Annotated in this window: 14 protein-coding genes; 11 read left to right on the forward strand and 3 right to left on the reverse strand. The window is 66.4% G+C overall.

Features of this window, described 5'->3' with window-relative positions; all coding sequences use genetic code 11:
* The first annotated feature begins 1 nt into the window (after window position 1).
* Together LDL21_RS19135 and LDL21_RS19140 are read left to right on the forward strand one after the other, a co-directional pair.
* On the forward strand, window positions 2-832 hold the full coding sequence (locus tag LDL21_RS19135; protein WP_225281209.1) for a MerR family transcriptional regulator: 831 nt from the start codon (window positions 2-4) through the stop codon (window positions 830-832).
* Entirely contained in the window at window positions 829-1,179 is a 351-nt protein-coding gene (locus tag LDL21_RS19140; protein WP_225281210.1) for a VOC family protein, read from the forward strand. The genes LDL21_RS19135 and LDL21_RS19140 overlap by 4 nt, the downstream gene beginning before the upstream one ends.
* 1 nt (window position 1,180) lies before the next feature.
* Here the strand turns inward: LDL21_RS19140 and LDL21_RS19145 are convergent, their stop codons facing one another.
* Window positions 1,181-1,615, reverse strand: coding sequence for an SRPBCC family protein (locus tag LDL21_RS19145; protein WP_225281211.1), 435 nt, complete (start codon window positions 1,613-1,615; stop codon window positions 1,181-1,183).
* A 215-nt stretch (window positions 1,616-1,830) separates the two neighbouring features.
* On the opposite strand from LDL21_RS19145, the gene LDL21_RS19150 reads away from it, so the two are divergent.
* From LDL21_RS19150 to LDL21_RS19180, 7 genes are all read left to right on the forward strand, one after another.
* Window positions 1,831-3,264 carry an FAD-binding oxidoreductase gene (locus tag LDL21_RS19150; protein ID WP_225281459.1) on the forward strand — a complete coding sequence of 478 codons (1,434 nt, stop codon included), beginning with the start codon at window positions 1,831-1,833 and terminating at the stop codon, window positions 3,262-3,264.
* A complete protein-coding gene (locus LDL21_RS19155; RefSeq protein WP_225281212.1) occupies window positions 3,261-4,577 on the forward strand; it encodes a class I SAM-dependent methyltransferase in 1,317 nt (438 codons plus the stop codon). The genes LDL21_RS19150 and LDL21_RS19155 overlap by 4 nt, the downstream gene beginning before the upstream one ends.
* Before the next feature lie 60 nt (window positions 4,578-4,637).
* A complete protein-coding gene (locus tag LDL21_RS19160) occupies window positions 4,638-4,895 on the forward strand; it encodes a WXG100 family type VII secretion target (protein WP_225281460.1) in 258 nt (85 codons plus the stop codon).
* Between the two features lie 25 nt (window positions 4,896-4,920).
* Complete coding sequence (locus LDL21_RS19165; RefSeq protein ID WP_225281213.1) at window positions 4,921-5,136, forward strand: WXG100 family type VII secretion target; 216 nt, start codon at window positions 4,921-4,923, stop codon at window positions 5,134-5,136.
* Entirely contained in the window at window positions 5,073-5,405 is a 333-nt protein-coding gene (locus LDL21_RS19170) for a hypothetical protein (protein ID WP_225281488.1), read from the forward strand. The genes LDL21_RS19165 and LDL21_RS19170 overlap by 64 nt, the downstream gene beginning before the upstream one ends.
* A gap of 100 nt (window positions 5,406-5,505) precedes the next feature.
* The gene (locus LDL21_RS19175; RefSeq protein WP_225281214.1) at window positions 5,506-6,258 is read left to right on the forward strand and encodes a hypothetical protein; all 753 of its coding nucleotides are present in this window, start codon (window positions 5,506-5,508) and stop codon (window positions 6,256-6,258) included.
* Between the two features lie 23 nt (window positions 6,259-6,281).
* Window positions 6,282-6,767, forward strand: a complete 486-nt coding sequence (locus LDL21_RS19180; protein WP_225281215.1) for a hypothetical protein — start codon at window positions 6,282-6,284, stop codon at window positions 6,765-6,767.
* On the opposite strand, the gene LDL21_RS19185 is transcribed toward LDL21_RS19180, so the two are convergent.
* Entirely contained in the window at window positions 6,768-10,319 is a 3,552-nt protein-coding gene (locus tag LDL21_RS19185) for a serine/threonine-protein kinase (RefSeq protein ID WP_225281216.1), read from the reverse strand.
* Window positions 10,320-10,433: 114 nt separating this feature from the next.
* Window positions 10,434-11,513, reverse strand: coding sequence for an esterase-like activity of phytase family protein (locus LDL21_RS19190; protein ID WP_225281217.1), 1,080 nt, complete (start codon window positions 11,511-11,513; stop codon window positions 10,434-10,436).
* 139 nt (window positions 11,514-11,652) lie between these two features.
* Between LDL21_RS19190 and LDL21_RS19195 the strand changes: the two genes are divergently transcribed.
* Window positions 11,653-12,399 (forward strand): hypothetical protein, encoded by a 747-nt coding sequence (locus LDL21_RS19195; RefSeq protein WP_225281218.1) that lies wholly within the window; start codon window positions 11,653-11,655, stop codon window positions 12,397-12,399.
* 135 nt (window positions 12,400-12,534) lie between these two features.
* Window positions 12,535-12,900 carry a cupin domain-containing protein gene (locus LDL21_RS19200; RefSeq protein ID WP_225281219.1) on the forward strand — a complete coding sequence of 122 codons (366 nt, stop codon included), beginning with the start codon at window positions 12,535-12,537 and terminating at the stop codon, window positions 12,898-12,900.
* Window positions 12,901-12,917: the final 17 nt, after the last annotated feature.

Raw genomic sequence — 12,917 nt, forward strand, 5'->3', positions numbered from 1 at the left:
CATGACAGCCACCGTGACGATCGGCGAGTTCGCCCGCCTCACGCTTCTGAGCGTCAAGACGCTGCGCTACTACCACGAGATCGAGTTGCTCGAGCCGGTCGCGGTGGCGCCCGGTTCCGGGTATCGCCGCTACTCCGTCGACCAGGTCGAGCAGGCGCACCTCATCCGCAGGCTGCGCGATCTGGCCATGCCGTTGCCACGGATCCGTGAGGTGCTCGCCGCCCCCGACCCGACCACGCGTGACGAGACTCTGCGCGCACACCTGAGTGCGATGGAAGCCGAACTGCAGCGCACCAGGGACGTGGTCACCTCGTTGCGCGCGCTGCTCACCGTGCCCGCGCCGATGCTGCGGGTGGAATACCGGATCGAGCCGGCGTGCACCGCGCTCACCCGCACCGATCGAGTCGCCCGCGACGCCATCGGCCAATGGTGCGGGCTCGCCTTCGAGCAGCTGTTCCAGACGGTCCTCACCGCGGGCGTGACACCGGGCGGAATCGCGGGCGCCACCTACTCGACCGAATTCTTCACCGACGAGTCGGGCGAGGTGAGCGCCTACCTGCCACTTCCCACGGGCACGAAACTCATCCCGCCACCCGGCCTCGAACTCACCGACATGCTCGCCCGCCGCTACGCCGTGGCCGTGCACACCGGCGCGTTCGACGACTTCGACCGCACCTACGGCGCCCTCGGCAGCTATGTCGCCGAACACGACGAAGCCCTGCCCGACGAACCGATCCGCGAGCGTTACCTCGTGGGACCGCAGCACACCGACAACCCGGCCGAATACCGCACCGAAGTGTGCTGGCCCATCACCGAAGGAGAAACCCGATGACCCTCGCCATCGCCAATGTCGTCGTCGACTGCCACAACGCGGCAGCCCTCGCCGAGTTCTACGCCCAGCTGCTCGACATGCCCGTCGAACCGGCGGCCTCGCCGTTCTTCGCCGAGGTCGGCCGGTCGACAGGCATGTCGCCGGTGCTGATGTTCATCCAGGTGCCCGACCGGACTCCGGGCAAGAACGCCGTGCACCTGGACTTCCACTCGACGCAGTGGGCCGATGCCCTCGAGCGCGCGATCAGCCTGGGCGGCAAGCACATCGGCGACTTCGACCAGTACGGCGTGCAGTGGGTGACCGTTGCCGATCCCGAGGGCAACCTCTTCGACATCGGCAAATACTGACTCAGGCCAGTTCGCGCTTCAGGTTCTCCAGCAGCTCGGCCTGGATCTTCTTCAGGCCGAGCGGGGCGAAGATGCCCTCGAAGATGCCCGCGATGCCGCCCGCACCCTTCCAGGTGGTGCGCACGGTGACGCGCGAACCGGTGCCCTCGGGCGTGACGGTCCAGGTGTTGACCATGGTGGAGTTGGCGTCGCGCTCGGTGAGGATCGAATCGGCGACCGTCACGCTCGCGCGCACATTGCGCACCCGCTTCTCGGTGGCCTGCAGGGTCCACTCCACCACGGTGCCCGCGCCCTTACCGCCCTCGATCACCTTGTAGTCGCGGTAGTGCGAGGAGAGGATGCGCGGACGAACCGTCTCGTAGTCGCCGATCGCCTCGAGGGTGCGCTGCGGATCCGCCGCTACGACGATCGAACTGCTGGCACTGACCTGACCCACCGTTGACTCCTGTGTTTTTTGGAGCGCTGGCGCGCTCGAGTTCGCGGCCCCACCGGTCCCGACGATGGGCGGGGCTGGGTTACATCTTGCCTTGCGCCCCACTGCGTTGCCCGGTCAGGTGGGCCGGGAAGAAACAGCTGAGTGACATTTCACCGTGGCGTGCATCTATCTGGTAGCCGCGCGGGCGGGCGCGTACTAGCGTCGACACAGTGGCAGTGAGTCTTTTGGGTAGGGCCGGCCACGAACCGGCCGCACGCGAGTCTGGATACGCCGCGCACCGCGCGGGTGTGGAGCGACTGCTGGCAAGCTATCGCGCCATCCCACCGGGTGCCGTCGTCCGGTTGGCGAAGAAGACATCGAACCTTTTCCGTGCGAGGGCGGCGACGACCGCGCCCGGGCTCGACGTGTCGGGGCTGGGGCAGGTGATCGCCGTCGACCCGCAGGCCCGAACCGCCGACGTGGCAGGCATGACCACCTACGAGGACCTGGTGGCGGCCACCCTCCCCTACGGGCTCGCCCCGCTGGTGGTTCCGCAGCTCAAGACCATCACCCTCGGTGGCGCCGTCACCGGGCTCGGCATCGAGTCGACCTCGTTCCGCAACGGTCTTCCGCACGAATCCGTGCTGGAAATGGACATCCTGACCGGGTCGGGCGAGATCCTCACCGCGACGCCGACCGGCGAGCACGCCGACCTCTTCCACGGTTTCCCCAACTCCTACGGCACCCTCGGCTACTCCGTTCGCCTGAAAATCGAGCTCGAAGCTGTCAAGCCCTATGTCGCGCTGCGGCACGTGCGGTTCCACGACCTGCGCACGCTGGAAACCGAGCTGGAACGCATCGTCACCGAGCGCTCCTACCAGGGCGAACAGGTCGACTACCTGGACGGCGTCGTGTTCAGTGCCACCGAGAGCTACCTGACTCTGGGCAGGCAGACCGACGAACCCGGCCCGGTCAGCGACTACACCGGCATGGACATCTACTACCGCTCCCTGCAGCACGACGACGGCGTGAAGACCGACCGGCTCACCATCGCCGACTACCTGTGGCGCTGGGACACCGACTGGTTCTGGTGCTCGCGCGCCTTCGGCACCCAGAACCCGAAGATCCGCCGGTTCTGGCCGAAGTCGTTGCGCCGCAGCAGCTTCTACTGGAAACTCGTCGCACTCGACCGCAAGTACCACTTCGACGACCGGCGCCGGGCCCGCAAGGGACTCGCGCCGCAGGAGCGGGTGGTGCAGGACATCGAGGTGCCGGTCCACCGCACCGCCGACTTCGCCGAGTGGTTCCTGCGCGAGATCCCGATCGAACCGATCTGGCTGTGCCCCTTGCGTTTGCGCGAAACCGGCGCCGCCGACGGTGCGCGTCCGTGGCCGCTGTACCCCCTCGAACCGCGCCACACCTACGTCAACTTCGGTTTCTGGTCGGCGGTGCCCACCGTACCCGGTCAGCCGGAGGGGGCGGCCAACCGCGCCATCGAGAAGATCGTCTCCGAATTCGACGGACACAAGTCCCTGTACTCGGACTCCTACTACGACGAGGCAGAATTCGCGCAGCTCTACGGCGGCGAGACCTATACCGCACTGAAGAACCGTTACGACCCGGACCAACGACTGCTGAATCTGTATTCGAAGGCGGTGCAACGCAAGTGACGACATTCAAGGACAGATCCGAGATCCTCGCCGAGCTGGGGACCCGGCTCAGCATCGCGGAGGTGTTCGAGAGCCTCATCGACGGTGACATCCCTGTCCGGCTGACGGCCTACGACGGCAGCGCGACCGGGCCCGCCGATTCGCCCTACACCCTCGACATCAAGAACCCGCGCGGCATCAACTACCTGGCCACCGCCCCCGGTGACCTCGGCATGGCCCGCGCCTACATCGCAGGTGACATGGTGGCCGAGGGGGTGCACCCCGGTGACCCGTACGACATCTTGAAGGCCATGCAGGACATGAAGTTCCATCGTCCGTCGGCCCTGTCGCTGGTGACCATCGCCCGCTCGCTGGGCTGGGAGCGGCTCAAGCCGATCGCCCCGCCGCCGCAGGAGACCCTGCCGCGCTGGCGCCGCATCGCCCTGGAGGGCTTACGCCACTCCAAGACCCGTGACGCCGAGGCGATCCACCACCACTACGACGTCTCCAACAAGTTCTACGAATACGTGCTCGGCCCCTCGATGACCTACACCTGCGCGGTGTACGGCGACCGCGACTGGACGCTCGAGCAGGCACAGGAGAACAAGTACCGGCTGATCTTCGACAAGCTGCGCCTGAAGGAAGGCGACCGGCTGCTCGACATCGGGTGCGGCTGGGGCGGCATGGTCCGCTACGCCGCCAAGCGTGGCGTGCGCGTCATCGGTGCCACGCTCTCGGCCGAACAGGCGGCGTGGGCGCAGCAGAAGATCGTCGAGGAAGGGCTCGCCGACCTGGCCGAAGTCCGCCACAGCGACTACCGCGACATCGTCGAGGGCGAGTTCGACGCCGTCTCCTCGATCGGTCTCACCGAACACATCGGGGTGCACAACTACCCCTTCTACTTCGGTTTCATCAAGGACAAGCTCCGCGACGGCGGCCTGTTCCTCAACCACTGCATCACCCGTCCCGACAACACCCGAACCACCAAGGCGGGCGATTTCATCGACCGCTACGTCTTCCCCGACGGCGAACTCATCGGCTCGGGCCGCATCATCTCCGAAATCCAGAACCTCGGCCTCGAGGTCCTGCACGAGGAGAACCTGCGCGAGCACTACGCCCTCACCCTGCACGAATGGTGCAGGAACCTGGTCGACAACTGGGACGCCTGCGTCGACGAGGTAGGCGAGGGCACCGCAAAGGTCTGGGGCCTCTACATGGCAGGCTGCCGCCTCGGCTTCCAGCGCAACGTCGTCCAACTCCACCACGTCCTCGGCGTGAAACTGGACAAGAACGGAAAGTGGGACGTCCCCCTTCGTCCCTGGTGGCAGCCCTAGTGCGCACCGGTACCGACTCGGACCAGTCCGAGTCGGTACCGGTCAGGATCGGGGTACGGCATCGCCGAAGCACTACGCACTGCCCTCACATCTGCCAACACCGAAGTCGACTCCCTCCTGTCCAGCGGGTGGAAGGGCGATCTCGCCACCCAGTTCGGTACCGGCTGGACCGAAACTCATGACGGCGGCGCCACGATCATCGCCGCACTCACAACGATGGCCGAGAAGCTCGGCATCACCGCCGAGAACTACCAACAGCAAGACACCGACCACGCCTATACGTTGAACATGTCCAGCCTCGACCTGCCGGCGGTGTGACATGGGGTCGGAGTTTTCGGTAAACATGGACCAACTCGATCAAATCGTCGCACGAATAGCCGGACTCGCAGGCTATGTTTCCGACCATCTCGATGACATCGATGACAAGGTGGCCACCCTCAGAGGTAGTACCTGGGAAGGCATAGCCGCTGACGCCTACCAGGTAGCTCATACCCAATGGGTAACCGGGGCAAGAGAATTCGTGGACGGGTTACGCGACATGAGCACCGCAGCCGCCTAGCCATCGGCCCGCTACTTGCCGCCCTGCAAAACGAATGCGGCGGCATGGCGGGCAACCACGACTCGTGCAATAGCTGGATCACCACCTACGATACCCACGCCGCCGATATCGTCACTCTCGCTGCAACATTGGCCAACGCGCTGCAACGCTACGGCGACGTCCTCAAAGCCAATGGCTACAACTGGTGGTATTACAACCGGACAACCGCTACCGGCGAGGCACCCGTTCGCCGGACCGAATCGGAGCCGCTGTACGACTCCGGCACGTGACGCGTGGAAGACCTTCGCCGAACACGCCACGGTCACCGGCGCAGCGACCCGGATCAACGGGGTCAGCGCGAAATTCGAAGGCAACAGCGATCCGAACATCATGGCTATCGATGAAAAGCTCGCCACCCTCGAACAAGCAGCGAAGCTCCTCGCCGAAGCAGCCAAAGGCATCACCACGCCGCTGACCGAACACAACGACGCGCTGAGCACCATGCGCGAGGATATCGGCAAACAAGTCGCGGCCGCCGCGGTAGAGCTCGGCGCCGCCATCGCCTTGACCGCCGTGGTCGTCGGTGTCGCCGCCTTTCTCACCGCCGGAGTCGGTGCTGCTGCAGCCGGTGCTGGTGGAACCGCGATCACCGTAGAAATCGTCCAATCGACGGCGGTGATCATCAAGAACACTGTCACTGTGAGCCGGCTGGTCACGGCGGTAGGAGCGGTGGTCACCATCGGCGCCGCTAGCGGCGGATTCACCGCTATACCCGACCTCGCGAGCGCAGGGGTCTCAGCAGCAATAACGGCCATCGCTGGGATGACCGTCTACGCCGCCTCCGAGGAGGCCGAGGCCGTCAGGGACGTTGTAACGAACGACAGCGGCAACTTGATCGGGAATGAGGACGCCGACAACGTCCAAATCGTCAGTCCCACAGAACTCGATGCTGCGCGACGCGACCTCACTGATAAACTCGGACCCCCCGAAGTGAAGTCGACACCAAAGGGCGATATCGAGGTCTGGAAGATCCCTGGCGATCCGCCGTCGACAGTGACCTATCGCCCATTCAGTCGATCAGGCGGCCCCACGATCGACTTCAATAATGTTCCCGGCGTGTCGGTAAAGAGGTGGCATATCTGATGAAATATCTAGACAGTCGGTTTGTGAATTTTCGCGACTACAAGTTCGACAGCGACACCGGCCACAAATTTCAATGGATCGATATCAAGAATTTTGCGATCACAGATCATCTGCCGACTGACAGGCTGATTCTTCGTGCACTGGTCGAATCGGTCGAGTACAAGGACGACTACGTCGGCGGCGGGGTGGATCCCGCTGGGACCCGCCATGGTCCTTACTGGCTCTCAGCCATCGGGCCGCAATCCTTCGACCCGATCAACGCTGACGATGCCATCGCCGTTGTCAACGCCTGGCTGGCAAATTGCCGGGGCATACCCGAAGAGCTGCACGCCACCGTCGCAACCGAGGTTATCGAGCCGATTCGAGCAGGCGAGGCGGTTTTCGAATTACGCGACCTGGGCCCCGTTACTAAGAATGACTATGGCGATCTGCACATCGAATTTCACGAACTGGTCGTGATTTCGAGGGAACGAGCGCGGGTAGCGTTGATCGTGCTCACCGACGATTGATCAGTCCGACAGGAGTTCGTCGAGGAAGTGGCCGGGCATTCCGTCGAGGATGGGGTGTTGGGCGGTTTCGTGGGACTGGGTGCGCAGGACGTGTAGGAGGCCGACTATGCCGGGGCCCGCGTCGAGGAGGGGGCGGGTCCAGCCGAGGTCGGCGCAGGTGCGCAGGACCGGCAGGACCAGGTTGGTCGCCTCGCCGATCCAGCCTGCCGCCGCGAGGCATTCGGCGAGTAGCAGGGTGGCGTCCAGTTCCGCACGGGGGCGGGATTGTTCGAGGACGCGGGAATAGAGGACACGGGCGTGGCGGGCGGCGCGGTCGTCGGCGCGCAGGCGCTGTTCGGTGAGCAGGGTGCGGATTTCGGCCACCTGCCTCGCCTCGGCGATGAGGGCGGCGGCGCCCGTCTTGCGCCGTCCGCCATTGCCCGACGGGTCGATGACGATCCCGTTGGCGCCGTTGCCCGGCGGCAGGCCGAGGCGGGAACGTTCCGCCCGCACGTTGGCGTCGAGCCTGGCCAGGCTGTTGGCCGCGGCCACGCGCGCGCCCTCCTCGAGCCGGGCCGCGGCGGTGTACTGGTCGCCGAGGGCGGCTTTCACGCGTGCTCCGATGACGAAGGTCGCGACGAGGAAGTCGACGGGACCCACGCGGGTGAGCAATTGGTGGCTCTCGTCGAGCAGCCGGTCGGCCGTGGCCAGGTCACCGCGCCGGTAGGCCACCTCACCCAGCATGGTCGCCGCGACGCGCGCGGCATCCGAACGCGGACCCGCCTTGGTACGCGCGGTCTCGTAGGCCTGCTCGAGACAGGCGGTTGCCGTGGCGATATCGAGTTGTTCGTAGGCCGCGGCGGCGCGGGCGCAGAGGCCGAAGACCGGGCCGAGCGGGTCCTTGGAACGAGCGTGGTACTCGGCGGCCCAGTCCTGGGTGGCGGTGGCCTCGGCGAAATCGAACTCACACAGGCGCACGAACGACATCAGGTTGGCCGCCGTCGAGACGATCCAGTCCGGCAGCCCGTCCGGCGCTCCCAGGCAGGTGGCGAGCTGATCGGCCACGCCGTCGGTGTCGTCGTGCGCCACCCGATCCGCTGCTTCGAGAACCGTTGCCGCGCACCGCTGTTCCGCCAGCTCGGGACCGCCGGTGGCGCCTCGGGCCAGCAGATTCGACAACCTGCCGAGGGCGGTGCGAGCAGTGCCCGACTGTTGCAGGTTCATATTGGCCCGCGCCACCGCCATCAACAGCTTCGACCGCGAACTCACCTGCTGCATCGGCAGTTTCGACACACTGCCGAGCAACGTCGCGAGCCGTGAACCGTCGATGAGGTCCATTCCGCCGCTTTCCAGCAGGTCGGCGGCCAGTTTGAGATCGGTCGCGGCCAGTGCGTGATCCACCGACTTGCGCAGCAGCTGATGCTCCGCGTACCAGCGAGCGGCCTTGCGGTGCAGCACTTTCGAGCGCCCGGGATGAGCGCGTTCGAGACGCGCGCGCAGATGCTCGGCGAACAGCGGCTGCATGCGATACCACTCCGGATCGTGCTGGAGCCGATGCAGGAACAGCTCGCGCTGCTCGGCCTGCTCCAGCAGGGCGGCACCGTCGGGCACGTCGGCGAGCAGGGTGGCCAGCGAGCCGTTCACCCGCTCCACCACCGAGATCGCCATCAGGAATTCCAGCAGGTCCGGTTCCAGCGTGCCGAGCACGTTCTCGGCCAGGTACTCCCGCATCCCGTGCCCGCCTTCGGCGAGCTGCACCAGCAGCTGACCGGGATCGGCGGTGCCGCGCAGCGTCAGGCTCACCAGCTGGATGGCGGCGGGCCAACCGTCGGTCGCGGCGTGGATCTGCTCGACCTGTTCGTCGGTGAGCGCGAAACCGTTGCGCTCCACCAGGATCTGGCGGGTTTCCGACTCGGTGAGCCGCAACGCCGCCGCGTCGAGCTCGACCAGCTCGTCGCGCACCCGCAGCCTGCTGATCGGCAATCCGGCCTGGTCTCGGCTGGTCACGACGAAACGCACATGGTGGCAACCATTGTCGAGCAGCGTCGCCATCGCCCGGTGCACACCGGGGTCGTGCACGCGGTGCCAGTCGTCGACGATGACGACCACCGGCCGGTCACTGGCATGGATCTCGTCGATCAGCGTGGCGATCACGAACGCCACCGCATCGGACGGGCGTTCCTCCAGCACCTGCTCGAGGCCGGCGCCGACATCGGGACGCACTCGCCGGATCGCCTGGATCAGGTGCGCGAGGAACCAGATCTCGCTGTCGTCGTCGGAGTCGATACCGAGCCAGGCCACCGGAATATCGCGGGCGGCGAGGTCGGCGCGCCACTGGGTGGCGACGGTGCTCTTGCCGAATCCGGCGGGCGCGTGGATCAGCGCGAGCCTGCGCAGACCACCCGAACGCAAGGTGTCGAGCAGTCGTGGGCGGGGGAACGGATCGCGCGCCGGGGTGGGCGGACGGAACTTGGTCGCGGCGGTGGGCGGCAGGGTGCCGCTGGTCGGCTTGTGTACCGGCACCGACGCTCCCGCCGGTTGCAGGGTGAGCGGCCAGCTGCGGCGCGCGGTGACCACTTTGAGGGCTTCCGGAGGCGGCTCGGCGAGCTCGTCGCCGGTGACCAGCAGCGCCATCTCGTCGGGCATCTGACCGTGGGCGCGCTGCACGTCGCGCAGGAGTTCGCCGAATTCGTAGGCCGAGGCCGGGCGATCGGCCGGATCCTGGGACATGGCCTTTTCGATGGCGGCGGCCACGTCGGCGGGGAAGTCCTTGGCGCGCAGGTCCGGGACGGCCTGCGTGGTGATGCGCAGGAACTGGGCGACGACCTTCTCTCCCGCCTGCCGCTCGAATGCGGCATGGCCGGTGAGCAGCGCGAACAAAGTGGCACCGAGCCCATAGATATCGGACTGCACGGTCGGTTCATGGCCTCTGAGTACCTCGGGGGCGGTGAACGCGGGCGAACCCGTGATGAGGCTGCTCGAGGTCTGGAACCCGCCGGGAATGCGGGCGATACCGAAGTCGGTGAGCTGCGGTTCGCCGTAGCCACTGATGAGGACGTTGGCCGGCTTCACGTCGCGATGCAGGATGCCCGCCCGGTGCGCCGACTCGATCGCCGCCGCCAGCTTCACGCCGGCACGCAGGGTGTCTTCCCAGGTGAGCGGGCCGCGGTCGTGGATAAGACGCTCCAGCGAGCCGCGCGGGCAGTACGGCATCACGATCAGCGGCAGACCGGTGCCCGTGACGTCGACCTGCAGGATATCGACGATATTCGGGTGCCCCGACAGCCTGCCCATGGCCTGTTCCTCGCGCAGGAACCGCTCGCGGCTCTCCTGATCGATCTCCGAGGACAGCACCTTCACCGCGACGACGCGATCCAGCGCGGGCTGCACCGCCCGGTACACCACGCCGAACCCGCCGCGCCCGATCTCGGTGGCGTCGGTCAATCCCATCGCGTCGAGTTCGGCGACCACGGCCTCGTCGGTCTCGCCCGGCGCGGCGGTCCGTTGCGTATCGGTCCCGACCGGCGACGATCCGGGTCGCCCATCCTGGATGCGCGTCGGCTCCGGTTCCATGTGACCACCTCTCGATTCGAAATGGCGTCACCGGTCTTACATATCCAAGCTAGCGCGATCCGGCATCCAACGGGTGGAGATTCGATGCTGTGGCGGCAACGGATGGCCCGACTGTCAGCGAACGGCCAGAACGATCACCTGGCTGCGCTGGCGCGCGCTGAAGTTGTTGTCCGCGACCAGCACCAAGGTCCGCTCGCCTGATGACAGCCGAGGTCCCCACGTCATCGCCTCGATGTTGTCGACGGCCGCCACGCCGAGGTCGGTGAGGTCGGCGACGAGACGTTTGGTCACCGGACGCGCACCCGCGACGGGTGCGTCGAGGATATTCGTCGCGTCTGCCGTGCCGATCTCGAAAACGCGGACCCGGTTGCCCGCACCCTCGGCGAACGCGCGCTCGAGCACCAGGAATCGGGTCGGGTCGACGGGATCGACGGCCAGGATCGCGGTGACGCCGTTGCTGGCCCGGCCGGGCTCCGGACGCGAATCGGTGAAGACCGGTTCGAGTGGATACGGGTACTGGGCGAGGAGCGGACCGAACCTGGCCTGCACGGTGATCCGGGTGATCGCGCCGCTCGTCGGCGTCGCCTCGGGACCGTCGCCGAGCAGCGGTCCTTCCAGCGCGGTGACGAACAACGCGCCGCCCGCCGCGAAGGTCGCCGCTTCGAGTGCCTGGTTCTGGCGAGGGCCCGAATCCGGCAGCATCCGTTCGTTTTCCGGGATCGGCAATTCGGAGATGAAACTTCCGTCGGATCGGGCGACGCGCACCGAGGGATCGGCAAGCACTCCGGCCCGCTCGCCCTCCTGCGTCCAGAAATAGTCACCGGTCAGCGGGTCGACCCGAATGTCCTCCGGGTCGACCGACTTCGGCGGATACATCGAACCATCGCCGCGACGCAACGGCACGGTTCCGGTGAATTCCACCGCCCCGACACCGGTGTCTCCGAGCGGGACCCGCGCCGTGTATACCCGGGCCGGGCTCTTCTCGGAGCGATCGTCGCTGATCAGCACGAAATCGCCGCTGCCGGGCCGGTAGTCGATGCCAGACAACCCACCGACCACCGTGCCCTGAAAGTCGAGGTCGTGCTCGATGACCTGCTCTCCGAGCACCCGCACCATCGGCTCGGCGTCACTGACCGGGGCCCACACCCCGGCCAGTACCGCACCGAACACCACCGCACTCAGTCGACGTCCCATGACCGGCACGCTAGCCACCCCGGAGTGCCGTCGGGTGAACGCCGTTCGAATACTTCCGCCAACCCGGCCGGACAGCGCCGATCGGTAAGCTCGGGGGCAGGCTCGGGCGCGATTGTCGTCCGTGGAAGGGGGAGCTGAGATGACTTATCCACCACAGGATCCCGCCCCGTGGGGGCAGCCGTCGAAGGAGACGGCGTATCCACAGTTCGCGCAGGAAGTTCCGCCGCTCGCACCGCCGCCGCGCAACTCCGGCGGGGCATGGATCGTCATCGCGCTGGTGGTGGTCGCGGGGCTTGTCGGCGGCACGGGTTTGCTGGTGTGGGCGGGTAATAACGGGGTAGACGGTTCCGCGGTCGCGGCGTCGGCGACGGATGTACCGTCGACCCGCAAGCCGACCACGACGAGTACAACGGGTAAACCACCGTCGAAATCCGGTGAGCGCCTGAGTTATACCGATTACGAAGGGCCGTGGGATTTCAAGTTCGACAATGTCGAATTGCACGCGGATTGGGTGGACGGCCGCGATCACAACAGTTGCGCCCCCATCGAGCACGCCGGGAAACTCACCGAACTCGGTTGTCAGTACGCCGCCGAGCTGGTGTTGTCGGCCGAGGGTGGCGGCTTGAAGTTCACCCAGTTCATCCTGGCGATGCCGGACAAAGCCACCGCCGAGGCGGCCGCCGACAAGATCGAGGACAAAGACTTCGAACTCCGCCCCGGCAGCTACATCAAGGATTTCGCGACCGGCAAATGGCGCGCGGGGTCACAAGCCGAGTTCGTGGTGATCACGCTGGCAACCGCCACCTCCGCCGTCGACGCGGCCACCGTCGAGAAATACCTCCGCTACCGCCACACCGACATCATCACCGCGATCCTGTTCCGATAGCGGCCCTACCCTTGCGCACCTCGGCGCAGAGGCGAAGGATGAGATTTCTCGGTGGGCTCGGCCGTGGGCCGTGCCAGGCTCCCACACGGTGGACCACGACATGACCGCTCATCACCCGAGCAGAAGTGAGATGTCATGTCCACGCTCATCCGCATGAACTTCGACGCGCCCGAGGAAACCCGGCCGTTCGAACAGAACAAGGGTCGACTCGACCTGGTCAACACCGAAGCAGGCCCGGTCGGGCGGGCCGTCTTCGAACCCGGCTGGCGCTGGAGCGACCACGTGAAGCCGATCGCGGGCACCGACAGCTGCCAAGCACCCCACATCGGCTACTGCCTCTCGGGCCGCATCGTCGTCGCCATGGACGACGGCGAACAGCAGGAATTCGGCCCCGGCGACGTCATGGTCATCCCCCCGGGCCACGACGCCTGGGTCGTCGGCGACGAACCCTGCGTCATGCTCGACTGGCAGGGCTACGCCGACTACGCCAAGCCCCACTGATACGCCGACAGCCCCGG

Origin of the sequence: Nocardia rosealba (genome assembly GCF_020216065.1) — a bacterium.
Taxonomy (GTDB): domain Bacteria; phylum Actinomycetota; class Actinomycetes; order Mycobacteriales; family Mycobacteriaceae; genus Nocardia; species Nocardia rosealba.